Annotated in this window: 22 protein-coding genes; 2 read left to right on the top strand and 20 right to left on the bottom strand. The window is 31.8% G+C overall.

Annotated elements, in window-relative coordinates:
• The 19 genes from QZZ53_RS04680 to htpG form a co-directional block, all read right to left on the bottom strand.
• A complete protein-coding gene (locus QZZ53_RS04680) occupies positions 1–390 on the bottom strand; it encodes a DUF2306 domain-containing protein (RefSeq protein WP_296382028.1) in 390 nt (129 codons plus the stop codon).
• A gap of 14 nt (positions 391–404) precedes the next feature.
• The gene (locus QZZ53_RS04675; RefSeq protein WP_296382026.1) at positions 405–1640 is read right to left on the bottom strand and encodes a DEAD/DEAH box helicase; all 1236 of its coding nucleotides are present in this window, start codon (positions 1638–1640) and stop codon (positions 405–407) included.
• Between the two features lie 58 nt (positions 1641–1698).
• Positions 1699–2397 carry a CPBP family intramembrane glutamic endopeptidase gene (locus QZZ53_RS04670; protein WP_296382024.1) on the bottom strand — a complete coding sequence of 233 codons (699 nt, stop codon included), beginning with the start codon at positions 2395–2397 and terminating at the stop codon, positions 1699–1701.
• A gap of 78 nt (positions 2398–2475) precedes the next feature.
• A complete protein-coding gene (rlmF, locus tag QZZ53_RS04665) occupies positions 2476–3432 on the bottom strand; it encodes a 23S rRNA (adenine(1618)-N(6))-methyltransferase RlmF (protein ID WP_296382022.1) in 957 nt (318 codons plus the stop codon).
• 46 nt (positions 3433–3478) lie between these two features.
• A complete protein-coding gene (locus tag QZZ53_RS04660; RefSeq protein WP_296382019.1) occupies positions 3479–4270 on the bottom strand; it encodes a class I SAM-dependent methyltransferase in 792 nt (263 codons plus the stop codon).
• A 12-nt stretch (positions 4271–4282) separates the two neighbouring features.
• Positions 4283–7732 carry a pyruvate carboxylase gene (locus QZZ53_RS04655; protein WP_296382017.1) on the bottom strand — a complete coding sequence of 1150 codons (3450 nt, stop codon included), beginning with the start codon at positions 7730–7732 and terminating at the stop codon, positions 4283–4285.
• A gap of 16 nt (positions 7733–7748) precedes the next feature.
• Positions 7749–8810 carry a hypothetical protein gene (locus QZZ53_RS04650; protein ID WP_296382014.1) on the bottom strand — a complete coding sequence of 354 codons (1062 nt, stop codon included), beginning with the start codon at positions 8808–8810 and terminating at the stop codon, positions 7749–7751.
• Positions 8811–9013: 203 nt separating this feature from the next.
• A complete protein-coding gene (locus QZZ53_RS04645; protein WP_296382012.1) occupies positions 9014–9649 on the bottom strand; it encodes an MOSC domain-containing protein in 636 nt (211 codons plus the stop codon).
• 3 nt (positions 9650–9652) lie between these two features.
• Positions 9653–10201 carry a hypothetical protein gene (locus QZZ53_RS04640; protein WP_296382010.1) on the bottom strand — a complete coding sequence of 183 codons (549 nt, stop codon included), beginning with the start codon at positions 10199–10201 and terminating at the stop codon, positions 9653–9655.
• Positions 10202–10210: 9 nt separating this feature from the next.
• Positions 10211–11386: an NAD-dependent epimerase/dehydratase family protein gene (locus QZZ53_RS04635; RefSeq protein WP_296382008.1), complete on the bottom strand. Its 1176-nt coding sequence runs from the start codon at positions 11384–11386 to the stop codon at positions 10211–10213.
• 171 nt (positions 11387–11557) lie between these two features.
• Positions 11558–12133, bottom strand: a complete 576-nt coding sequence (locus QZZ53_RS04630; RefSeq protein WP_296382006.1) for a Crp/Fnr family transcriptional regulator — start codon at positions 12131–12133, stop codon at positions 11558–11560.
• Between the two features lie 188 nt (positions 12134–12321).
• Positions 12322–13401 carry a serine hydrolase domain-containing protein gene (locus QZZ53_RS04625; RefSeq protein WP_296382004.1) on the bottom strand — a complete coding sequence of 360 codons (1080 nt, stop codon included), beginning with the start codon at positions 13399–13401 and terminating at the stop codon, positions 12322–12324.
• Between the two features lie 103 nt (positions 13402–13504).
• Positions 13505–14257 carry a LytTR family DNA-binding domain-containing protein gene (locus QZZ53_RS04620; protein WP_296382002.1) on the bottom strand — a complete coding sequence of 251 codons (753 nt, stop codon included), beginning with the start codon at positions 14255–14257 and terminating at the stop codon, positions 13505–13507.
• 102 nt (positions 14258–14359) lie between these two features.
• On the bottom strand, positions 14360–15052 hold the full coding sequence (locus QZZ53_RS04615; protein ID WP_296381999.1) for a YafY family protein: 693 nt from the start codon (positions 15050–15052) through the stop codon (positions 14360–14362).
• 60 nt (positions 15053–15112) lie between these two features.
• Positions 15113–15490, bottom strand: coding sequence for a VOC family protein (locus QZZ53_RS04610; RefSeq protein WP_296381997.1), 378 nt, complete (start codon positions 15488–15490; stop codon positions 15113–15115).
• 144 nt (positions 15491–15634) lie between these two features.
• Positions 15635–17287, bottom strand: a complete 1653-nt coding sequence (locus tag QZZ53_RS04605; protein ID WP_296381980.1) for a serine hydrolase — start codon at positions 17285–17287, stop codon at positions 15635–15637.
• A gap of 121 nt (positions 17288–17408) precedes the next feature.
• A complete protein-coding gene (locus tag QZZ53_RS04600) occupies positions 17409–18416 on the bottom strand; it encodes a transglutaminase domain-containing protein (RefSeq protein ID WP_296381978.1) in 1008 nt (335 codons plus the stop codon).
• Positions 18417–18429: 13 nt separating this feature from the next.
• The gene (locus QZZ53_RS04595) at positions 18430–19113 is read right to left on the bottom strand and encodes a carboxypeptidase-like regulatory domain-containing protein (RefSeq protein WP_296381976.1); all 684 of its coding nucleotides are present in this window, start codon (positions 19111–19113) and stop codon (positions 18430–18432) included.
• A gap of 213 nt (positions 19114–19326) precedes the next feature.
• Positions 19327–21240, bottom strand: coding sequence for a molecular chaperone HtpG (htpG, locus tag QZZ53_RS04590; RefSeq protein WP_296381974.1), 1914 nt, complete (start codon positions 21238–21240; stop codon positions 19327–19329).
• 238 nt (positions 21241–21478) lie between these two features.
• On the opposite strand from htpG, the gene QZZ53_RS04585 reads away from it, so the two are divergent.
• Positions 21479–22489 (top strand): beta-ketoacyl-ACP synthase III, encoded by a 1011-nt coding sequence (locus QZZ53_RS04585; protein WP_296381972.1) that lies wholly within the window; start codon positions 21479–21481, stop codon positions 22487–22489.
• Between the two features lie 397 nt (positions 22490–22886).
• Here the strand turns inward: QZZ53_RS04585 and QZZ53_RS04580 are convergent, their stop codons facing one another.
• Positions 22887–25331: an outer membrane beta-barrel family protein gene (locus QZZ53_RS04580; protein WP_296381970.1), complete on the bottom strand. Its 2445-nt coding sequence runs from the start codon at positions 25329–25331 to the stop codon at positions 22887–22889.
• Positions 25332–25433: 102 nt separating this feature from the next.
• Between QZZ53_RS04580 and QZZ53_RS04575 the strand changes: the two genes are divergently transcribed.
• Positions 25434–25796, top strand: coding sequence for a CoA-binding protein (locus QZZ53_RS04575; protein ID WP_296381968.1), 363 nt, complete (start codon positions 25434–25436; stop codon positions 25794–25796).
• The last annotated feature ends 2 nt before the right edge of the window (positions 25797–25798 follow it).

Raw genomic sequence — 25798 nt, 5'->3', positions numbered from 1 at the left:
CTAACTGCCAAAAAACACGTCATGTAAATAACGACCAGGCGTAAACGTAAAAGCACCCGCAATAACTATAGCACCAAAATAGAGTAATATCATTTTTCGTTTGTGTGCTTTTATATTACCTTTTTTAATAGCAATATAAGCGGTAGGAACTGTCCAAAAAGTTAAGGCGCTAAACAAGTGAATCCAACCAAAGTGATTGAGAACCCTTCCACCTACAGCTGCTGGCATAAAAAGAGTAACTATGGCTGTAAATAGCATTAAAACCATATATATTCTGCCAAGTCTTTTATGAATTAATGTTCCTTTTTTAATGATTAAAAGAAAGCCGCCTATAAATACACAAGGTACTACTGTGTATAGGTGAAGAAACATTAATGTTTTGTAATCCATATTCTAAAAGCTAATTAATACCAACGTTTTTTCTTCTTCTTAGAAGCTTCGCTTTTACGTCCTTTTTTATACTTGCTACCTTTCTTTTTGTGTACAATAGGTTTTGCTTTAGGATCTAAAGGATAAGGATGTTCTGTTTCTACAGGAATTTGAACGTTAATAGACTGCTCAATTTTTTTCACATAACTTTTCTCATCAGCAGAACATAAAGAATACGCTTTACCACTATTACCAGCACGACCAGTTCTACCAATTCTGTGTACATACGTTTCAGGAACGTTTGGCATATCGAAATTAAAGACATTATCGAGTTCGTTAATATCAATTCCACGAGCTGCAACATCTGTAGCAATTAGTACTTTAACGTAGCCATTCTTAAACTTATTGAGAGCGGTTTGTCTTTCGCTTTGCGCTTTATCTCCATGAATACTATTTACAGCATAACCGTTTTTAGATAAGGTTTGTTCAAGCTTGTCCACACCATATTTTGTGCGTCTAAAAATAAGGACGTTGCCTTCAATCGTATTTCGTAAGAGATGCAAGCACAATTCAATTTTGTTACGTTTAGGTACGTAATATAAAACTTGACTTACATCTTTAGCTACTGAGCGAGTAGGAGTAACATCTATACGTTCAGGGTTTTTAAGAATTGTATTAGCTAAATCTTCAATTTTATAAGGAATAGTTGCTGAGAATAGTAAAGTTTGTTTCTCTTTTGGGCAAAGGCGTTCAATCTTTTTTACATCATCAATAAAACCCATGTCTAGCATTAAATCGGCTTCATCTAAAACAAATGTTTCTATGTGATCTAGGTTGATGTAATCTTGTTTGTGTAAATCGAGTAAACGACCAGGTGTTGCAACTAAAATGTCAACCCCTTTTTTTAAGATATCAATTTGCGGTTCTATAGATGTACCACCAAAAACCACAAAAGATCTTAGGTTGGTAAACTGTGAATAGACCTTAAAATTCTGTTGAATCTGTACGGCTAATTCTCTTGTTGGACTTACAATTAACGCTCTAATTTTCTTTCCTTTTTTTGGAGCATCTTGCTTATCATAAAGCTGTTGTAAAATTGGTAAAGCAAAAGCTGCAGTTTTACCTGTACCAGTTTGAGCAGATACAATAATATCTTTTCGCTCTAAAACCAAAGGAATAGACTGTTGTTGTACTAAAGTCGGTTCTGCATAACCAGAAGCGTCAATTGCTTTTTGTAAGGGTTTTATAAGTCCTAAATCTTTGAATGACATTTAATAGAATTTGTAGCAAAGGTAAGGTAAAAGATGAAGTAGGTTAGAAATATGGATTCTATATAACGCGCTCTATCATAGACATACTATTTAATATGCAATGTGCAATTATTAAGGGCCACAAATTGCGACCAAATTTTACGTAAGCAATTCCCATAACTAAACCAATAAGCCCAACAGTTATTGATCTTTCAGATAAATCATTTGAGTGTCTAAAACCAAAAATGACTGCTTGTAAAACAACTGCGATAATAGTAGCAAATGAAGTAGAAGAAAATAATTTTTCGAGCCAGTTCATTAGAAATCCTCTATCTAATAATTCTTCGAACATCGACTCAATTAATACCATTGGAATAATTGTAAAAAAAAGCAACCAATTCCCTCTGAGATCTCCAAATTTAGATGTAGAGCCACCTTCAGAAACTTCGTGTTCAGCTAGAAAAGGTAGAGCGTCTTTAATAATATTGAAAAATATAATAGATGCTATTGTTGCAATTAAAATGCCGACACTAACTAACAAAGTTTTTTTAATGCTTTTGGGTTTACATAACCCTAAATCCTTCCAAGTTATACCTCTCACTTTCATTCTCCACATAGCAATAACTAATGTTGAGAGTGACCAAAATAACCCATTTATAATAAAATCAAAATTTGAAAAATAAACTTCTCTAATGAGAAACATTACTGTAATATATATCACCAAATCAATGAAGAAACCTTTTTGATTTATAATTACTTTATTGGAACTATTTGTCATTTTTTATCCAAAGTTAGACTAGTTTTTTATTTGACGATAAAAACTATAAATGGTTACAATATTAAAAGATAACTCGATTTACCAACGTTCATTTACCCATTCATTTTGTTCTTGCTCAGATAAAAACGTCCAAGCAATAAATCGGCTAATTTTGTTTCCTTGTCCCATTTCAATAGTTTTTACATCAGTAGCATTTACTTTCTGCAATATTTTATAAGTTGGTTTTAGTGTTATTTCTTTTGAAATTAAACTTGTAAACCAAAGGCATTGTTTACTAAAATGTTTGCTCTCGTAAATCATATCCTTTACAAAACGCGCTTCACCACCTTTAGTCCATAATTCGTTTTGTTGACCGCCAAAATTAAGAACAGATTTGTCTGGTCGTCTTCCTTTTAAATTTCTAAGTTTTTTAAGACTTGCTTTTTGGGCATCTTGTAATGATGCATGAAATGGTGGATTACACATGGTAAAATCAACTTTTTCTTCAGGTTTTAAAATTCCCCAGAAAAAATCATTAGATTTTTCTTGTCGTCTAATTTCTAAATTGGATTTTAAAATACGATTTCCTTGTTCTATTGCTTTTGCTGAAGTAATTGCAGTTTCATTGGTGTCAGATCCAATAAACGACCATCCATATTCATAATTACCAATAATTGGATAAATACAACTCGCACCAACACCAATATCTAAACCTTTAATATGACTTCCTTTCGGAATTTCAGTTTCATTTCCTTTTAAAAGATCAGCGATATTATGAATATAATCCGCACGACCCGGAATTGGAGGACATAAATAATGTTGAGGGATTTTCCAAAATTGAACTTTATAATGGTGTTTTAACAAGGCTTTATTTAAAGCTAAAACGGCTTCAGGATTAAAAAAATCTACAGAGTCATCACCATATTTATTTGGTGCAACAAAAGCTTCTAATTCTGGAGAGCTTTTTATTAGCGCATCAAAATTATAACGTTCTCTATGCTGACTTCTTGGATGAAGTTGTGATTTTACTTTTGGATGTTCTTTTTTCTTTTGCAATTTCTGAACTATTTGTTATCACAAAGGTAATGTAAAAGGAATAGGTTTATACTTCTGTCTTCTCACCAATAATATAAAGATAATCTCCCAAATCATTTTGATAAGATTTTCTAATTTCATCTATTTTTCCATTATCTATGTCTTCTCTTAATCTTATTAGACCCGATTCTATTTCATCTCTATTAGCTAATGCACTAAAAGACGAAATGCCATGTCTTATACTTTCATCAAAATATAATTCTGGGTTTTGCTTACCACAGTACAAAAAATGATCTTTTAAACCTGGTTTTATGTTGTACGTTTCAGTTGAAGTTATTTGAATTTCACTATGATTCATGGCTTCTTTTACAGCTTCAAGTGTTGGCATTTGTAGCATAGAATCTTTTAGCATTTTCGGAAAATAATGATTGAGCCAATAGCCTTTCATTTGTTGTGGAGTAGAAGTGAAGATGACAATTTTTCCATTAGGTTTTAGAATATAGTTTAATTCTGAAAATGCTCGAGCGAGATTAGTCCAATGATGAATAGTTAACGTTCCAATAATACCATCGATACTATGTTGAGGTAAATTTGTTTTTTCTGCAGAGCCAATTTTCCATTCTATAGCTGTATTTTGAGACTGTGCTTTTTTAAGCATCTCAATAGAAGGATCTATACCAATAAACTGAAAACCTTTTTTTTGCAACTCAGACGTGTAATTACCTGTGCCACAACCAATATCTAAATATGAGCCATCTTTGTTCGGATTAAGATATTTTAACAATTGTTCTGTTAAATACGGATCCGCTTTACGCGTTTGATTGTAGTTAATTCCTATTTCGTTGTATTTGGCTGACATAGATTTAATTGCTTACTCAAAGGTAACAATCAAATCATCTTGTTTCACCATACTACCTTCATCTAAAGTCAATGATTTAATTTTCCCAGCTTTATGTGCTGTTACTGTAGTTTCCATTTTCATGGCTTCAATAACAAATAAAGGATCATTTTCTTTAATAGTTTGTCCCTTTTCAACTAAAACCTTGTAAAGAGAACCTTGTAAAGGTGCACCAATCTGGTTACTATCTTCAGGATCTGTTTTTGTGTTTTCTTGTTTCTTTATGTTAAGAGATGTGTCTAATATATCAACATATCTATTTTCACCATTAACTTTGAAAAAGACAATGCGTTTACCTTCATCATTAGGGATACCTACAGATAAAAGTTTTACGATAATGGTTTTACCAGGCTCTAACTCAATTAAGATTTCTTCCCGTAGTTTCATGCCATAGAAGAAATTCTTGGTAGGTATTAGTGCTACATTTCCGTAATTCTTATAGTTTTCGTGAGCAGCCTCAAATACTTTTGGATATAAGGTATATGATAAGAAATCTTCAATTTCAATTGCTCTAGTAAAGCCAACCTGAAACTTCTTTTTAAATTCTGCGTATTCTTTTGTAAAGTCAATAGGCTTTAAATGTGCATTGGGTCTATCAGTATAAGGCTTCTTATTTTTTAATATAATTTTTTGAAGCTCTTTCGGAAAACCTCCTGAAGGTTGTCCTAAATCTCCTTTAAAGAAATTAATAACCGATTCTGGAAACGAAATTTCATCACCACGTGTCATTACATCTTCTGGAGTTAAATTGTTGGTGACCATAAAAATTGCCATGTCACCAACCACTTTAGAACTAGGTGTTACTTTTATTAAGTTTCCAAACATTTTATTGACTTCTGCGTACATTTTCTTAACGTCATCAAATCTATCAGCCAAGCCTAATGCTGTTGCTTGTGGACGTAAATTAGAGTATTGTCCTCCAGGAATTTCATGTTGAAACACTTCTGCTGTTCCTGCTTTTAAACCAGACTCAAAAGGATAATACATATCTCGTGTATCTTCCCAAAAGTTTGAAAACTGATTTAATTTTTCCATGTCAAAATCATGGGAACGCTCATGGTGTTTCATCATCTCCACAACCGCATTGAAATTAGGTTGTGAGGTTAAACCAGATAAACCACCTAAAGCGACATCAACAACATCAACTCCAGCTTCAATAGCTTTTAAATAACTTGCGGTTTGTAATGATGATGTATCGTGTGTATGTAAGTGAATTGGTAAATCTACAGTGTCTTTTAAAGCTGTTACTAATTCCGTGGCAGCATATGGTTTTAGTAAACCTGCCATATCTTTTATGGCTATCATATGTGCACCTGCATTTTCTAAATCTTTAGCGAGTTGAGTGTAATATTTTAAATTGTATTTGGTTTGTGAGGTATCTAAAATATCACCTGTATAACTCAATGCTGCTTCTGCAATACCTCCAGTTTTGCGAACATAATTGATGCTTGGTTCCATGGCTTTTACCCAATTTAAAGAATCGAATATTCTAAAAATGTCAACACCATTTTCCCATGATTTCTCAACGAATTTCTCAATCAGATTGTCAGGATAAGCTTTGTAACCCACTCCGTTTGAGCCACGAAGTAACATTTGAAATAATATATTTGGAACCGCTTTTCTAAGTTCTCGTAAACGTGTCCAAGGACTTTCGTGCAAGAAACGCAAACAGACATCGAAGGTAGCTCCTCCCCAAACTTCCATACTAAACGTATTGGGATGATTTTTTGCAAAACTTTCTGCAACTTTGAGCATATCGTAACTTCGCATTCGTGTTGCGAGTAAGGATTGATGTGCATCTCGCATTGTGGTATCTGTATAATGGATTTTCTTTTCGTCTTTTAGCCATTTACAAAATTGTTCTGGACCAAGTTCTGTAAGTAAATCTTTTGTGCCTTTTGGAAATGTGTTTTTTGTATTGAATTTAGGAACCTTTGCATCTCTAAATATTTTATTCTCATCTATGATCTTTACGTCAGAATTACCATTAACTACAACTTCTGCAAGAAAATTTATGGCTTTAGAGGTTCTATCTTGAGGCAATCTTATATCGAATAACTCTGGTGTGTTTTGTATAAAATTAACGGATACTTTTCCACTTCTAAATGTGTCATGTTGAATCACATTCTGTAAAAAGTGAATATTGGTTTTTACACCTCGTATTCTAAATTCTTTAAGGGCTCTTGCCATTTTTCTAATGGCTCCATCTAATGTCCTACCATGAGCAGAAACTTTAACTAGCATAGAGTCAAAAAGCGGACTAACATTATAACTTTGATATATACTACCTGCATCTAGTCTAATTCCCATACCAGAAGCACTACGATATGTGGTAATGGCTCCATAATCTGGTGTGAAATTGTTTTCAGGATCTTCTGTAGTTAATCTACATTGAAGTGCAAAGCCATAGGTTTCTAGACTTTCTTGTTCATAAATTTTTATTTGTTTATCAGATAGTTTGTAACCGCCAGCAATAAAAATCTGTGTTTTTACTAAGTCTATACCAGTTACCATTTCGGTAACAGTATGCTCAACTTGAATTCTTGGGTTGACTTCTATAAAGTAGATGTTGTCTTCTGGATCTACTAAAAATTCTACGGTTCCGATATTATTATAATTAACTTCAGAAGTAATAGAAACTGCATATTTGTAAAGTGCATCTTTTACTTTTTGAGATACATTAAAGGATGGTGCGACTTCAACTACTTTTTGATGACGACGTTGTACAGAGCAATCACGCTCAAATAAATGACGAATGTTGCCATGTCTGTCTGCTACAATTTGTACTTCTATATGTTTTGGATTCTCAACATATTTTTCTAAAAACATGGTATCATCTCCAAAAGCATTTAAGGCTTCATTTCTGGCAGATTCAAAAGTAGCTTCTAAATCTTCATTAGCTCTAATAACTCGCATACCACGACCTCCACCTCCTGAGGCAGCTTTAAGCATTATAGGATAACCAATTTTATTGGCTTCAGAAATTGCAATATCTAATGATTTAAGATCATTTTTGTTACTTTCTATTATTGGAACGTTACATTTTACAGCTATTTTCTTAGCTGTGATTTTGTCACCCAAGGCATCCATAACATCTGGGTCTGGACCAATAAAAATAATATCATTTTCAGCACATCGTCTTGCAAACTCAGAGTTTTCAGACAAAAAACCGTAACCAGGATGTATAGCATCCACGTTCTTAGATTTTGCTAAGGCTACAATTTCCTCAATATCTAAATAAGGTTTTAAGGGAGCGTTGTTTTCTCCAATTTGGTAAGACTCATCCGCTTTGTTACGATGTTGAGAGTAGCGATCTTCATATGTGTAAATAGCAACTGTTGCAATATTTAATTCTGCGCAAGCTCTTAGTACTCGTATAGCAATTTCACTTCTGTTGGCAACTAAAACTTTTTTGATTTTCATAACTAGACGGTTAAGTTTATTTGATAATGTATGGGTTTTCGTTAACGTAATTTCTGGTAATATAATCTAAACCATTACTGAGAAGTTCTCCCATATTTTTAGATTTTTTAAAATTTACGTCTTTAGTTAATTTGAATAAACCAGCTTTTAATTCTTTAATCTTTTCAGGTGTAGAAATTGTGTCTTTTTTCATACAGTTTATAAGATTTTTAAGACGTTTATGTGAGTTTGTAGCTCTTTTTGCGAGCAATGAGCGTTCTTCTTTTTCATATTGCTCTATTGATTCTTTGGCTAAAACATTTAAACTCAATGTTACAAAAGCATTATTCTCTTTTAAAAATTGTGGTTTGTAAACTTTAGAATTGCCTTCATAACTTTGTTGATCAAAATCGATGGCCCTAATTCGGTATTGAATCCTGTCAAAATCTTGAGTGATAACGATAACATAATTGTAAGATCTCATATCTGCCAATAATCTCACAAAACAACGTTCATTAAATTTAACAAATTCTTTTGCTAATGCACGTTTGTCTTGTTCTGGTAAGGTTTCTAAATGATTGCTGATAAAAGTATCTCCAGGAATTCCTGAAATGTGCTCTTCAATAAGCGTCTCTTCATGAACTAAAAAAGTGATATGATTTGGAGATAATAAGTGTTCTAATTCTAACCCGTATATACGAGATGCGTCTGCCTTTTTTACATATAGAAAAATGTAGTTGTCGTTTAGTATGTTTCTAACTTTAACACGAAATGGCTTAGTGTTTCCAAAAGTACAAAAGTCAATACTATCTATATTTAAGTACGGAATTATACTGTCGCTACCATCAGAATGTAATATAGAATACATCTGTTTGAGGCTGTGTTCTATTTCGTCACGTTCGTATTCTGCATAATAACAACTAATCCAAAGTGTATCTTTCCCATCATCATCAAAAACTTCTATAGCACCTTGAAAGCGTAATAAATCATCATAAAAAATAGGGATTTTAATATTCCTTCCTTGCTCAGTTAAGTATTTTGACAATAAATTGCTGATTGGGTAAGCAGGTTTTTTTTTAGATATAAGTTTATCGCTCATTATAACTTTTTGATTTGGTCTAAGGTAGTAGTTTTAATGAAAATTCAAAAGACAACTACAACGTTTTCGTGAAAGTTACATAATTTATTAAAAAACTGTTTTTTAGGTGTTTATAAAATAGATGTGTGGTAAGTTAATTACTATAACCTGATGCTTTTTTCATAAAAATCCGATGAGTAAAATAGAATTGATATTTCAGTGGTCTAACGCATAAAAAACTTTAAGCGTTTTCTAATACGTTGAGGTAAGGCTTCATTATTGAGAATTAAAGTAATATGGTCTTTGTTTTTATCTTCAGTATATAATAATTTAAAAAATTGAAAAATAGTAATGCTATCTTTAGCACGTTCAATCAATTTAAAATTGTCTCCTGTTTTTACGTCTCCTTCTTCTATAACTCTGACATAAGTGCCAGAATAACCATGAGTAATAAATTGTTGTAAAACCTTATTAGTACCAAACTTATGAGCAAACTTAAAGCAAGGTTCTCGTGGTTGTGTGATTTGAACTAGTGCATTACCAAGTTTATAAATATCTCCTATAAAAAGTTGTTTTTCATCTAAATTTTCAACGGTTAAGTTTTCACCAAGCATGCCATAAGTCCATTCTAAGTTTGGATATAAACCTCTCCAATATGGATATTGGTTTGCAGAGAATAAATAACAGGCTTTAAATTCTCCACCATGAACTTTTCGGTCTGAAACTTCATCACCTCTAACGTCTTCTTTTCCTAAATAAATGGATACATCAGTGGGCTTTTTATAAATGCCAGTAGTCACTTCTTTTCCATTCCACATAAATGTGCTTGGTTGTGCTATGTTAGTAGAAATTACTTGCATTGTTTAATGTTTTATAGTTTTCCAAACTGGCAACAAACTTTTTTTATAAGCTTTATATTCTTCGGGAATATCTGTTAGAGGTTCTATAGTAAAGGTGAATGGTTTATCTGCATCAAAATTCCAATAACGTTCACCTAATTTACCATCTGTAGAATTGATGTTTAACTTAGGTGTATCTATCATGGAGAGTGCACCATCTTTATTTATATCTATTCCGAAGGCTTTTAAATCTGTACTGGTTTTATAAGTTAAATTTATTTTTGAATTAAGTGTTTTACCATCATCAGAAATGAAGAAACATTTCTCTTTTTTTGTGTAGTCTTTAAATTCTGTACTCCATTGATGTTTTGGTTGAACTATTACCTTTAATTCAGCATATACTTTTAAACTATCATTTGCATTTTGAATGAGTGATACTATATTCTCTTGCACTACAACAATGGTTTTTTCTTCGGGGTTTATAGTTATTGTTGTTTTTTCTGAAAGTACACGGCTTTGTTCTACTCCAAAAAAAGTACCGATTAAGAAGAAAAGTATTTTGGTAAGCTCCATAGGTCTATTTTAAATTTTTGAGATTTTCCAATTAGATAAAATTTCGTTTTCCTTGATTAATAACGAATTAGGATTAGCTTCAAACTTTTGCCTACGCTCTTCCGTTATAGCATTAGACATCCACCAATCATATGTGTCTTTAATTGTTTCTTTTAAAGGTCTAAATGTTAGTCCTGCAGCTATAGATTTTGAATTCGAGATTCTGGCAGAACCGTAATTTTTTTTACTTGGCATAATCCAAGGTACGGAATAATAGACTTTGTTTTTAACTAAAAAGTCATAATCATCAACCATTACAAAAGACGATTTAACTTTAAAAGTTTTAGCTGCTTCTTTAACAAACTGTTGCATGGTTTGTGCAGATTTTGGACCAACTCCATTGTATGTGCCAAATTGTTTGTTTTCAGCCAATCTTATAAACCATTCAGCAATATCTCTAACATCTACATATTGAACAAGATCTTCCTTTTTTCCAGGGACTAATACTTCTCCACCTTTTGCAAGACGAATTGGCCAATGGATAAAACGATCGGTTTTGTCTGCAGGACCAATCATGTAGGTTGGCCTAACAACGATAGTATGTTCTTTACCAAAAGCTTTGATGGCTTCGAGTTCAGAACTGGCTTTCATTACGCCATATTCTTGTTCGTATTGTTCATTTTCAGAAAGTCCTTCTGGCATGCTTAAGACTAAGTCTGTGTTTTCAGAAATATTATCCGTTAGATAAGGATAGTATACTCCTGTTGAAGATGTATACATATACATACCAACATTGTTCTTTAATAAGTTAGCTGTTGCTTTAGTCCATTGAACATTTCTACCAGAATTATCTATAACCACATCCCATTTCCTATTTTCTAAAGCTGTAAGATTATTTTCTCTATCTCCAATAAGCTGTTCTACTTGGTTAAACAACTCAGCATGAACGGATGGTTTTGTTTTTCCTCTTGTGAATGTTGAAATCGAATGTCCGCGAGAAAGTGCATAAGCCACTTGATGAGGTCCTAAAAAGCTAGTGCCACCAAGAATTAAGATGCTTAGTTTTTTAGCATTGTCAGTTGTATCGCTGGTTTCTTGTTTAGCTTCAGATTTACAACCAATTAAACTGCTTCCTAATATCGGAATTGCTAAACTAGCTAATGCTCCTTTTTTTATAAATGCTCTTCTTGTGTTTGATTTTTTCATCCTTATAAACTTTAGAACCTAAAGTTATAAAAAAAGCGCAAGTTTATTCAACTTGCGCTTTTTAGCTATTAATCCTAAGGGTAAAAGATCTTACTAAATCTTGTTAGTGGTGCAAATCTAAAACTATTATATTGTTGAAAAATTGATGTATGTTAAGAAATCTAACTAAAATTACATTTCTTTTCTAATCCTACTTAAGCTCTCTGTAGTAATACCTAAATAGGAGGCAATATGATAGTTTTTTATACTCTTTTCGATATTTGGATAAGTATTAATGAAACGTAAATATCGTTCTTTAGCAGAAAGAGATAAATCAGCCAATATTCGTTTTTGAAAAGCTGCAAATGCGCGTTCGAGTTTAATTCTAAAAAAGCGATCTATCTTAGGAATTTGATTATATAAATAGCTTTTGTCTTGTTCGGTAATTTTGTAAATAGTAGCATCTTGAATCACTTCGATTGTCATTATTGACTTTTCAGAAGAGAAAAAAGCAGTGTAATCGCTAATCCACCAATCTTTAATCCCAAATTGGACTGTATGTTCTTTGCCGTGTGTATCAATATGATACGTTCTTAAACAGCCATTTAGAATGTAGTATTGGGTATCAACAATATCTCCAGCATTAAGTAAAATAGTGCCTTTTTTTACAATTATTTTATGAAACACGGATTCAATAATCTTAATTTCTTCGTCTGTGAAGCTAAGATTTTTAAAGATTTCTTTAATGATAGAATTATCGGATTGCACTTAAAATGAATTGGTTAGGAGCTATGAAAGTAATAAAAATCTGTTAGTTACCAATGTTAAATTCGATGCTATAAATTAATATTAGTTTATCTGCTTCTTTCTATAAGAAAAACCCACTTTGTTTTACAAAATGTTTTTTTTTGAGTAAAAAATACAGGACCAATCTCTGCATATAAAAAAATAATGAATTACTCTTTCTGCTGAGAAATATCTATTAATTTTCCTGCGATTGTAGTTACTTCTCTAATAGCACCTGATGTATTTGAAACAACAGCTATCACTGTTTTAAGCTTAGGTATAACAAATAATTGTGTTGAGGTTCCACGTTGTGCTCCATTATGCCCAATAATACTGTCTTCATTTTGTTTACCTCCGTAAAGATAGAACCCAAAACCATAACCGTTATTTACCTTTTCTAAACTATGGTGTTGCACCATAAGATTATATGTATCACTATTCACAAGTGCATTATTAATTAAGGCATTTCCAAACTTTACTAGGTCGTTAACCGTTGAGTAAAAACCACCTGCTGGTGTTCGGTTACTTAAATTATTAACTTTTGCTTCTTTAATCTTTCCTTTGCGATCTCTATGATATAATGTTGTTGCATTTTCTCTTTTTGCTTCAAGCCTTTCTATTCCGGTATTAGTCATATTTGCTTTATCCCAAATGTGTTTTTGCATATAAGCCTCATAAGATAAGCCCGAAACTTTTTCTATTAGTATGCCTAAAACAACATAACCATAACTTGTATAATAGAATTCTGTGCCTGGTTGAAAATGAAGTTTACGATCTTTAAATACATCATAAGCATCTAATAAGGAGGTGAAATTAATCTTGTTTTCGACTTCTCTATCGTTTTTATAAGCACCAATTCCTGAGGTGTGAGCTAATAGATGTTTTGTGGTAATTTTTGTTTTTCCTTTTTGAATAAACTCAGGGATGTACATATCAATAGGTAAGTTTATATCTATTAAGTCTTGCTCTACCAATTGCATTACTGCAATTGCTGTCATGGATTTAGCAATAGAAGCAGTTCTAACTTGTGTGTCTATAGTAAACGTTTGTTTTTTATCTTTATCAGCATAACCTGTGGCAGCTTCCCATTTGACTTCTTCATTTACAGAATAACTACCAGATGCTCCAACCACGAAACCATCTTTGACTAAAGTTTTTAATAAAGTGCTAGAGATTTCATTTCTATCTTGAGCTGTAATAAGAAATGTGCTTAATAATAAAATAATTACTGTGAAAAGTATCTTACTCATGATGATTTTATTTAAAATTGATTTGAGTCAAAAATAGAGCTACATCTTACTTTAATCATTGTATTTGTTGAGTTTGGGATAAACTATTCGTTTTTAGGGACGATTAGATTACCTCTAATAGTGCAGCTCTGTAATTTTTAGAAATAGGAACTTCCATTTCTGTTAATACAATACGACTAGAGCCATTCCATTCTTTAAAATGACTTGGGTTAATTAAATGTGAGCGATGTACTTTTAGTAAATCTGGCACATCATTTCGAATGCCTTTTAGCGTATTTCGAAGCAACTTTTTGTGCAATTTGCCATGTATTAAATAACTCACTTCAATATAATTATCTGCGCTAGAAATACATATTAAATCTTCTGGTGAGATTTGTAAAATATCTAACTTATTATCCCCTTTTAAGATAATTGCATTTTTGGCTTTATTTGGAATTTTTTTGTTTAAAAACCATCTACAGAATACAATAATAGTTAGAAGTACAAAAAAGATAGGAAGATATACCTCTAGCAAAAATTTCTGAAAGTCATAGCTGCCATTTACAATACTCGATTTGTAATAACCGTAACTTAATATAATTTGAATACCATTAAACCCAATAATGAAAAGAATTTCTGAAAGTAATGTCCATTTTCTAAAATGTTTAAAAGCCCAATTCTGAAAAGGAATCAATACCATATAAACCACAAAGCTTATCAACCCATAAATAGGTAAAATTTCTAAACGTGCACTAAAAGTGAGTTCTGCAATATCAAATGGAGCAATAAGAATCAAAAACAGCACTAACCATAAACTAATAATTAATGCTATAATTAGATGGTATTTATAAGATGTGTTTAAGGGCAGTTTTTGCATTTATAAAATGATTGATACGGACAAGTTAAGTTTTTATTGATATCGAAACAAAAAACCACCTTGAATGAACAAGGCGGTTTTGTTTTTAGAAATATGTATTTGCTATTTAGTGTCGTATGGACAAGATTGAAAATAGGCTTGCAAATTAAATTTTCTATCTGTAAAACGTTCAGATAAAATTTTAAAGGATTGTATACGATCTAATCTAAATGCACGATAATCGTTACGCAAATAACACCAAGCAATTAAAATCCATTTATTATTTGTAGAAAACAATGCATAAGGTTCTATTTTTCTAAAGGTCATATTAGGGTCAGCTGCTTTTATATAGTTAATTTCAACATAATTAAAATGTGTTATTGCTAATTGTATTTCGGACAAAGCATCGCTTGAGATGTTTTCATAATTAGTATCAAAAACATAAATTTTACTGGCTAATAATTCACTTTTTTCTTGAACAGAAGTGTGAAACACAGATTTAATCTTGGTAAGTGCTTCATTAAAATCTGTAGTAAATGAAGAATCATTAGTTTGATGTACAAGGAGTTGAGCCGTGATTAAAGCGTTGGCTTGTTTTTCGGTGAATTGCACAGGTGAAACAGCATAACCTTCCATAAGTGAGTAGCCTTTTCCTTCTATCGTGGTTACTGGTACACCAGCTTCTTCTATTTTTCTAATATCTCTATAAATAGTTCTTACACTTACATCAAACTTTTCTGAAAGCTCGCTCGCAGTTAGCAATCGTTTAGAACGCAGTAAGGTTAGTATAGATATTAAACGAGAAAGTTGAGACATAATTACAAAGATAGCGAACTGCTATGCAATTCGCTATCTGTTCGTTTTTTGAAAAATTGATTACATAAAAGAGTGTAGAGCTATACGATTGCCTTCTGTATCAATGAATTGAGCAATAAAGCCAAATTTTCCAATATCAGTTTTAGGCATTACAACTTTACCACCAGATGATTCCACTTTATTTAAAGAAGTGTTAAGATTTTCCCCACCATTTAAATAAATAGTCGCACCATCTTTTGTTGGGTTTTGTCCTTCAGCTTCAATAATAGCTCCACCAACACCATTATTGTCTTCGTCATATGAAAACATACCGTATTTTGTATTTTGTTCTGGCATATGATGGTCTTTAATTTCTGAATCCATAACGGTTTCATAAAACTGTTTTGCTCTTTTGTAATCTGTTACTGGGATTTCAAACCAGTTGACTGCATTTTTCATTTTTAATTGATTTATTTGTTAAACTTGATGCAAAGATATTTGGGTAAGTGTCACATTGTGTCAGAGGTCGTTTTTTAAATTTACTGCATAAAAAAAACCACTTTGAATAAACAAAGTGGTTTGAATTTTATATAGAATAAAATACTATTCGATTTTTTTGGCATTAGTTTCTTGTCCTCCTTGATATAAAGTAAAGCTTTCTACGTCTCCAGAAGTATTTTTATTAAATTTTACTTTAAGAGCTGTGACTTTAGCAAAAAAAGTAATTTCATCTTCGGCGAAAACTTCAAATTTTCCTTGACCTGAGGCTTGTCCAAAAATTTGATTGCCTTCTACAGTAACCTCAACATAGAAATTAGTACCTAATTCATATTTACCAGCATAGTGTTTTAAGATGTCATTAGATAAAGTGATTTCTTTTCTTGCTTCTGGCATTGGCTTATCGGTTTCTTTACCAATATTTTCTGTGTCAGTAATAAAAACAGCTTCACGTTTTCCATCAGCAGATTTTGAGAATTTGTATTCAATATTACCTTCTTCAAACATAAAACGACTTTCTGATAATGGGAAAATATCAAAAACTGTATTTGTATCAGATTCTCGCATGCTCTTTAAACTTCCATCTTTTATAAAAATATGTCTAATTGCACCATCTTCAAATTCATATGCACCAACCCATTGTTTCATTTTATCTTCAGATAGTTTTACAACATCATTCATCGTTGGATAAGGTTTTCCTATCGCAGCTGCAGCAAGATTTCTTGTTACAGCGCCAATGTCGTTACAACTACAATTACTCAAGCCTATCACATAGACATCTTCATCGATAAGATAAATTCCATTAGTAGAAGTTCCGAAAATACCACCACTATGTGTATAACCTTTCGATCCTTTTAGATTCATTTCTCCCAAGCCATAACCATAACCAATATGTTCTCCATTGTTAAGCTCTGAGCCATTAATGGCTTTATTTAATGTTGTCGCTTTTATAAACGTATTGTTTGCTAATGCATTTTGCCATTTTTGCATATCATCAATAGTAGATATTAAAGAACCAGCAGCATATGGTAAAGTCATGCTTAAGTAACTAGCATTAACATAACCATTTTCATTTTGTTCGTAACCTTCAACTCTGTTTTTAACGAGCTCTCTATTATTTCCATAACTCGAATTTTCCATACCTAAGTGTTCAAATATATTTTTCTCTATAAAGTTTTCGTAGGTGTCTTTAGAAATTACTTCTATGATTTTACCTAATAATACATAACCAGAGTTGTTATATCTAAACTCTTCACCTGGATCGAAATCCATAGGCTCGTTTTTAAAGTAATCGATGAGTTCATCTAAAGTCATATCATTTCTCGCGACTTCAACCAAGTTGCCTATACCAGTGTAACTTTTAATACCAGACGTATGATTCAATAAATGATGAACTGTAATCGTTTTACCAAGTGTAGGATAATCTGGAATAAATTTGGTAATAGGATCATCTAAACTTAATTTACCTTGTTCTTCTAACATTAAAATAGAAACAGCTGTAAACTGTTTTGTTATAGATGCTAGCATAAATACGTTTTCTGGAATCATGTCTACATCGAGTTCTAGACTAGATTTTCCGATAGCTTTTCGGTAAATGGTTTTTCCATTTTTTGCTACTAAAATTGTTGCTCCAGGTGTATTTGATATATAGTGTTGAGATACGATTTCATCAAATTGTTTTGTTAAATCTTGAGCTGAAATTGTTAGTGACAATACAAAGCTTAATAGAAATAAGGCAATAGAGAAGTTGGTTTTCATTTTTCTTGAAGATTGATTAGTGTTTATGAGACGATTCTCAGGATAATAAGTTACAAAAAAACCACTTAGAATTGATAAAGTGGGTTTTGATTTGAAACTTAATAGCTTATGTTAGCTACAATTATGTTTTAATAACTTCTATTGTATAGGTTGCAACAATATCGTTTTCAACTTTTAAGTGTACATCATAAAGACCTTTGTTTTTAAAACTATATTTAAAAGAGATAATTCCGTTTTCATTTTTAAGATCATATATTTTATAATGCTTTTTAGTAATTCCTGAAATCTTGATTAATGAAATTGTCTCTGTGGAAATTGTTTTTAATGATTTAAATCTAAAACTGATTTCTTCATTCTTCTTTAGTGTTGTTTTTAATTCTTTTGGGTCAATAGGTATTATTTGTTGCTTAAACGTTTCTCCATAAACTATAGGTTCTGCAACAAATTTTGTGCTTATTAAAGTTTCATCGAGTAACCATTTTCTTTGTAAAGGATAATGATTTTTAGCAAAAAGAACAGGTTCTGTTAAAAAATAACCATTGTTATAATCTTTCACAAAAAGGTTTCCGTTAATCATATAGCCACTAGACCAAGTGGCATCGCATAAATACCATTTGTTGTTGAGTTTTACGGCATTCCAAGAATGATTAGTAGATTCTAGCGCTTCAACATTAGTTTCAAAAGATCTTCCGTAGCCATCAACAATTTCACATTCAATGTTTGCCATAAAACATAATTCCTTTATGAGATAGGCATAACCTGTACACATGGTTTTTTTATATTTCAGTAATTTATTGAAAGCAATCCTTTTGTATTCATTATTCCATTTGATATATCCTAAACTATCATTTTTAAATTTTTCACGTTTTCTACTTACTTTATTGTGTTGGTAAGAATCACCACTTACATTCATACAGACCCAAGTGTAAATAGCTCTAAACTTTTCTACCTCAGTACTCAGATTATGAGTCAGTTTGTACGCAAGTACAGGTAAATTATTTAAGCTACGACCTTCATTAAGTTTTACAGTATTATCTGCTTTAGTAAAATCAATAGTTTTGAAATCTGAAACTTGAGAAAAAGCAATATTTAAAATGGAAGCAAAAAAGAAAAAGAGTATAGTTTTCATAAACTTTTCTGAATTAATTTCTTTTAGATTTATAAACTTGTTTAACGGCAACTTTGCCCATAAGGATATAAGATGTGTCTTCAATGTTTATTTTGAGTTCAATATTCGATGCTGAATCTTTATTCTCAATAATTACTTTTTGAGATTCAAAACCGACATAACTAATAATCAAAATATCTCCAATTTTTAGTTTTTCAGGAAATTCAAAATTCCCATCAAAATCGGTTTGAGTACCTATTATTGTGCCTTGTAAAACAACATTTGCTCCAGGTAAAGGAAGGCTGTCACTTCCAGTAAGAACGGTTCCCTTTACTATGATGTTTTTTGCAAATTTTGAAGTTTCAATTTCTGAAACATTTTTAGCTATTCTTCTAACTTCTTTTGCGTTTTGTGCTTGAGCAGTAATACTAGAGAAGAAGGCTAAACAAGCCAATCCAATGCCGCTTAAAAAGCTAAGTGTTTTGTTCTTTTTAGGTTCTTGGTTATGAGTTTTTAACTGAGTATCTTTAAATCGTCCACAAGTGTTTTGATTTTTTTTGTTTTTGAAGAATGTAATGATTTCATGAGTATTCATTTTTGTGAAGTCTATAACTTCTTTTTCACAAGAACCACAAAAACCACCGCTTGCAGTTGGTGAGAATTTGTCAAAGTTTTCTGAACATGGTGTTTTAATGTCTAAATTGAGTTGGTTTTTCATCATTTAAGGTTTTAATGTTTAGTACAAATCAAACTTAGATATCTATTAAGCTATAAAAAATAAGCAGTTAGTAAACGATGCTTTTTGATTAGTAAAGTATTACTTCTGGTTAGTTTGTGAAAAACAAAAAACCACTTTGAATTAACAAAGTGGTTTTGAGTAATTTATGCGATTGCCACGTCCTACGTCCTCGCAATGACAATTCCATTGAAACTATTTAATCATATCATAACTACGTTTAATAAAGTTTGTTAACTCTTCACCTTTTAAAAGGCCTTGAGATAAACGTGCTAAATCTAAACTTTGATTAATTAAGCGCTCTTGTTTCTTTTTGGTTTTGGTGCCTAAAATTTCACCAACCAATTCAGAATTTGTATTAACGATGAGGTTATACATTTCTGGCATGTTGCCAAACATATTCATTCCGCCTCCACCACCTGTAGCTTGCATCTCTTTCATACGACGCATAAACTCTGGTTGTGTTATAATGAAAGGTGACGCATCGCTATCCATAGCTTCTAATTGTACAGCGAACTTTTCAGAAGGGATAACATCTTTTAAAAGCGTATCTAATTCTGTTTGTTGCTCTTCTGTTAATTTAGAAATCGTTGTATCGTCTTTCTTAATTAAGTTATCGATATGATCACCATCAACACGTGCAAAAGAGATATTCTCTTTAGTCGTTTCTAACTTCTGAATTAAATGCGATACAATAGGTGAATCTAACATCAACACTTCATAACCTTTAGCTTTAGCAGCTTCAATATAACTGTGTTGCTGATCTTTGTTAGACGCATAAAGAATCACAAGTTTATCATCTTTGTCTGTCTGATTTGCTTTTATCTTATTGTATAATTCTTCATACGTAAAAAACTTACCATCTACTGTTGGATATAATGCAAAGGCGTCAGCTTTTTCGAAGAATTTTTCTTCAGATAACATTCCGTATTCAATAACGATTTTAATATCGTCCCATTTTGCTTCAAAGTCTTCACGATTGGCGTTGAATAAAGATTTCAATTTATCAGCAACTTTACGAGTGATATAAGATGAAATTTTCTTTACAGCACCATCAGCTTGTAAGTAAGAACGTGAAACGTTTAAAGGAATATCTGGCGAATCAATAACACCACGTAACATGGTTAAAAATTCTGGAACAATCCCTTCAACATTATCAGTAACGAATACTTGATTTTGGTACAGTTGAATTTTATCCTTCTGCATGTTCATATCATTCGTCATCTTAGGGAAATACAAGATTCCTGTTAAGTTGAACGGATAATCTACATTTAAATGAATATTGAATAAAGGCTCTTCAAATTGAGCAGGATACAATTCTCTGTAAAAATCTTTATAGTTTTGGTCTTCTAATTCAGCAGGTTGCTTTGTCCAAGCCGGATTTGGATTATTGATAATATCATCTACAGTAATCTGCTTATGAGGCTCAGTTGTTTCTTTACCTTCAGCATCAGTAGTTGTTTGTGGTGTAAATTCTGGATCGTTAATTTCTTTAGTCCCGAATTTAATAGGAATAGGCATAAACTTATTATACTTAGATAACAAGTTGCTAATGCGTCCTTCTTCTAAAAACTCTGTTGAATCTTCTGCAATATGAAGAATGATTTCTGTTCCTCTAGTGTCTTTATCAGACGCTTCTAAAGTAAATTCTGGAGAACCATCACAAGTCCAATGTGCAGCATCAGCTCCAGTATGTGATTTGGTGATAATTTCTACTTTTTCTGCAACCATAAAGGCAGAGTAGAAGCCAAGACCAAAGTGACCTATGATTCCTGAATCTGCTGCAGAGTCTTTGTATTTGTCTAAAAACTCTTCAGCACCAGAAAAAGCAACTTGGTTAATATACTTTTCAACCTCTTCTGCTGTCATTCCTAACCCTTGGTCAATAATGTGAAGTTTTTTACCTTCCTTATCAATTTTTACTTCGAGTTGAGGATTTCCGTATTCAGATTTAGAGTCACCAATACTGGTAAGGTGTTTTAGCTTTAGTGTGGCATCTGTACCATTACTAATAAGTTCACGTAAAAAGATTTCGTGATCACTGTATAAGAATTTTTTAATTAACGGAAAGATATTCTCTACCGATACATTAATACTTCCTTTTGTCATTTTATGTCGTATTTGTCATTCCTGCGTGGGCAGGAATCTGATTAATTAATGTTTTAATTACATTTTACTATTAGTCAAATAAAATACCAAGACTTAAAATGTGACAAACTGACACTTTATTCTTCAGAAAGTAGGAATCTCAATAATTGAAAAAGTAAACTTCAAAACCTAAAGCTTCTATTTGGTATATGGAATTTATATTTTGTACTTTGCTTATTCTAAAATTTTAAACAAGACGATGTACAATTCAAAAATAATAGGCTTAGGGAAGTATGTGCCAAATAATGTGGTGACGAACGATGACTTGTCTAAAATGATGGATACGAATGACGAATGGATAACCGAACGAACTGGTATTAAAGAACGTCGATGGGCTGTAAAAGGTGATGGTGATACTACAGCAACAATGGGAGTGAAAGCTGCTAAAATCGCCATAGAACGATCTGGGTTAGATAAAGATGATATTGATTTTATTGTTTTTGCAACTTTGAGTCCAGATATGTATTTCCCTGGTCCTGGTGTGCAAGTACAACATGCCTTAGATATAAAAACGGTTGGCGCGTTAGATGTACGTAATCAATGTTCTGGTTTTGTTTATGCTATTTCTGTAGCAGATAATTTTATAAAAACTGGGATGTATAAAAATATCTTGGTAATAGGAAGTGAGTTGCATTCTCACGGTTTGGATAAAACCACTAGAGGTAGAGGAGTCTCTGTAATTTTTGGTGATGGAGCAGGAGCTGCAGTTTTAACTAGAGAAGAAGATACCTCTAAAGGTATTTTATCTACACATCTACATTCACAAGGAGAGCATGCAGAAGAATTAGTATTGATTGCACCAGGTATGGGAAAACGTTGGGTCAATGACATTATAGCAGAGAACAACCCTGATGACGAAAGTTATTTCCCATATATGAATGGTACATTTGTATTTAAAAATGCCGTAGTGCGTTTTAGCGAAGTGATTATGGAAGGTTTAATGAAAAACAGTCTACAAGTTGATGATGTAAATATGTTGATTCCACACCAAGCGAATTTGCGTATTGCACAGTTTATACAACGCAAGTTTAAATTGAATGACGACCAAGTCTTTAATAACATACAGAAATACGGAAATACTACAGCAGCCTCAATCCCAATAGCTTTAACTGAAGCTTGGGAAGAAGGCAAAGTAAAAGAAGGTGATACTGTTGTCTTGGCTGCTTTTGGTAGTGGTTTTACTTGGGGAAGTGTTATTATTAAGTGGTAACAAATTCCTTCGGAAGCAGGAATCTTATAAAACTAGATATAGATAAATTAATCAATCATAATAAAAAAAGCCCAAACACTAATTGCGTCTGGGCTTTTCTGCTATTAACCAACTTAACTAACACTATTATAAATTTTCATTTATAATTACTATTACTTAAAACTTATCTATTACTATAGACGTAATAATTTTAATTTTATTACATGGCAAAATAGATTTAACGTGTATTTAACAAAAACCCGAAACAAGACGTTTCGGGTTTTCTTTATCTAATAGTCAAACATTAACACTAACCATCAACTATGTATGCAGACTATTAAATATTATCTTCATTATAAACTTTTATGCCTTATATATTAAAGACACTTAAGTAAGCTCAGTGTGACACTTTATTTGTTTAAAATAAGCCTCCTCCTTGTTTTTCATCATTATCGCGACGCTTACGAGATTTAGCTCTATATTTTCCTCCACCAAAACGGTAAGATAATCGACCAGATATTTGTTGACTTTCAAAATTGAATTGCCCTTTTTGTAAGAATGGTCTTTGTCCATTAAATTGAGCAAACATAGTATCAAAAATGTCATTGTAACTTAGGCTAAAGCTAGCTCTGCCTTCCATAAAACTATAACGCATACCTAAGTTAACCATCATCATGTCTTCCATTTCAAATTGGATATTTTTATTCTTAGCTCTATACATTCCAAATACAGAGAAACTTAAGCTCTTATTTACTTTAAAGTTGTTGAAGGCTCTTAGGTTCCATGCTATATTGTCAACTTCAACAGTACTTAAAATAATATTTTGGTTGGTGTCAAACGATTCTGCTATACTTTTTTGTGTCTGAGAGAATAAATCGAAACTGGCATTAATACTCCACCATTTTGTTGGGCGATAACTCGATGATAATTCTATACCATAAGACGTGGTATTATCAAAGTTTAAATTTGTTAAGATCAATCTATTAACGTCTGTTCTGTCAATTAAAATGGCTTGTTGTATTTCGTCTTCAATAATTCTATAAAACACACCAGCTGTAATGCTTCCTTTTTCTAATTGTCTTGTGTAATTGGTTTCTATTGAATTAGTAAACTGAGGACGTAATTCTTGATTTCCGAACTGAGAAATTAAAGGAGTATTCCATTCTGGTAGTGGATTAACTTGTCCAATACCAGGACGATCAATTCTTCTACTATAGCTTAACTGATACGAATTCTTTTCGGAAGGAGAATAGGTAAAGAATGCAGAAGGGTATAATTCAAAATAATCATTTTCAAACGGAATAGCCAGTTCTTCATTAGATGCTAAATCTTTTTTAAATGCTTCAGAATCTACATTTACAGTCTCAGCTCTTAAGCCAACTTGATAACTCCATTTTTCTAAGGTTTTACCATAAGTAGCATAAGCTGAGTAGATATCTCTTGTATAATCAAAACGCGTAGTCGTTGGAATATAATCTCCAGCCTGATTTCTTTCTCGTCCATCAGATTCATAAAAAATACTATTATCAAACAAGCGTGCTTGCAAGCCTAACTCTAATTTTACCGTTTCAGATAAAGGTTTTACATAATCTAAATTTATAGTTGTACGATTTCTATCCGTGTCTGTGTCTTCTAAAAAATTTGGACGCTGCGAACTAAAAAATTTATTACTTGTTATTTGAGACCCTTCATATATATTATGATCTACTTCTAACTCAATATTTTGACCTTCTTCATCAAAATCGTGCTTATAATTAAGATTGTATTGTTGCGAATCGTTTTCTCCATCACCATTAGTCAATTGAGATTCATTTAGAGACGTATTTGTAAGATAAGCAATATTAGAATTTACGTTTACTTTTCCGTCAAAGATATTTTGATTTGTAAATACAGAGATGGTGTTCTTATCATTTAAATAATAGTCTAAACCAACTTTAAATAAATGCGATTTATTATTATCTAGGATATTGAAATTTTGCTGAATTTCTTGTTCAATTCTATTAATCTGTCCGTAGTTGAATCTTTTTTGAACACTGTTACTATAAGATCCGTAAGCATTAAATTTTCCGTTTCTATAATTAGCATCAATAGAGCTATTAAATTTAGGCTCAATATCATGAGCTAAACCAACATTAATATTACCATTAAAACCAATTTGCGTGTTTTTATGAAGAACAATGTTAATGATACCACTCATTCCTTCAGGATTATATTTTGCAGAAGGATTGGTAATTAATTCAATACTTTTAATAGATGTTGATGGAATCTGCTTTAGTAATTGTTCTGCAGGAATATTAGACAGTTTCCCATCTACCATAACACGTACATTTTGGTTTCCTCGTAAGCTTATAGAACCTGTTTGTTGGTCTACACTTACCGAAGGTAGATTATTCATAATCTCACTAGCAGTTGCACCAGCAGTTTGTAAATCTTTACCTATAGTAATCACTTTTCGATCTACTTTTTGTTGAATTGTAGAGACATCTGCAACTATAGTTACTTCATCTAAGCCAGTAGCTTCCTCTTCTAATTTAACATCTCCTATATTAACCTTGTAGTTACCTTTACCTAATTTTATAGGTTTGTCAATAGTTTTATAACCTACAAATTGAATAGAGACTACGATATCTCCTTCAGGAATTCGGTCTATTTTAAAAGTTCCGTCATTATTGGTAATACCACCAGTAATCACTTTATTAGCGGCATCTTTTATAACGATATTAACGTATGGAAGTGGTTCGTTGAGTTCTGAGTCTAAAACACGTCCTGAGACAGAACCGTTTTTTACATCTGAATTTGAATTGGGTTGTGCACTTAAAATGGTAGATGAGACCATAATAAGCATTAAGAAGAAATGCTTCATTTTTTTGATTGTTTTTTGATTGATTGATAGTTTCTTAATGTGTAGACGACTATTTTTATACTATGTTACTCTATTTAACATTACTTAACATCTTTTTAACAAATGATAAAAAAAACATTGGTACTTGGTGCTTCACTAAAACCAGAACGATACTCTAATATTGCTATAAATAGATTAAAAAGTTATAATCATGAGGTTAAAGCTTTTGGGTTAAGAAAAGGTGAAGTAAAAAGTGTTAATATTGATACTGAATTATTACAATATGATGCTATTGATACTGTAACTTTATATTTAAATCCAAAACGTCAGGAAGTGTATTACGATTATATTATAGGATTAAAACCTAATCGTGTTATTTTTAATCCAGGCACTGAGAATCCTGAATTCTATAAATTACTCAACGAAAATAATATTGAATATGAAGCGGCTTGTACTTTAGTGTTGTTGGCAACAAATCAGTATTGAAA

The organism is Winogradskyella sp. (genome assembly GCF_016744625.1).
In the GTDB taxonomy this organism is placed as follows: Bacteria; Bacteroidota; Bacteroidia; order Flavobacteriales; family Flavobacteriaceae; genus Winogradskyella.
The sequence above is the reverse complement of the archived record's forward strand: the minus strand, read 5'-3'. Positions and strand labels throughout refer to the sequence as shown.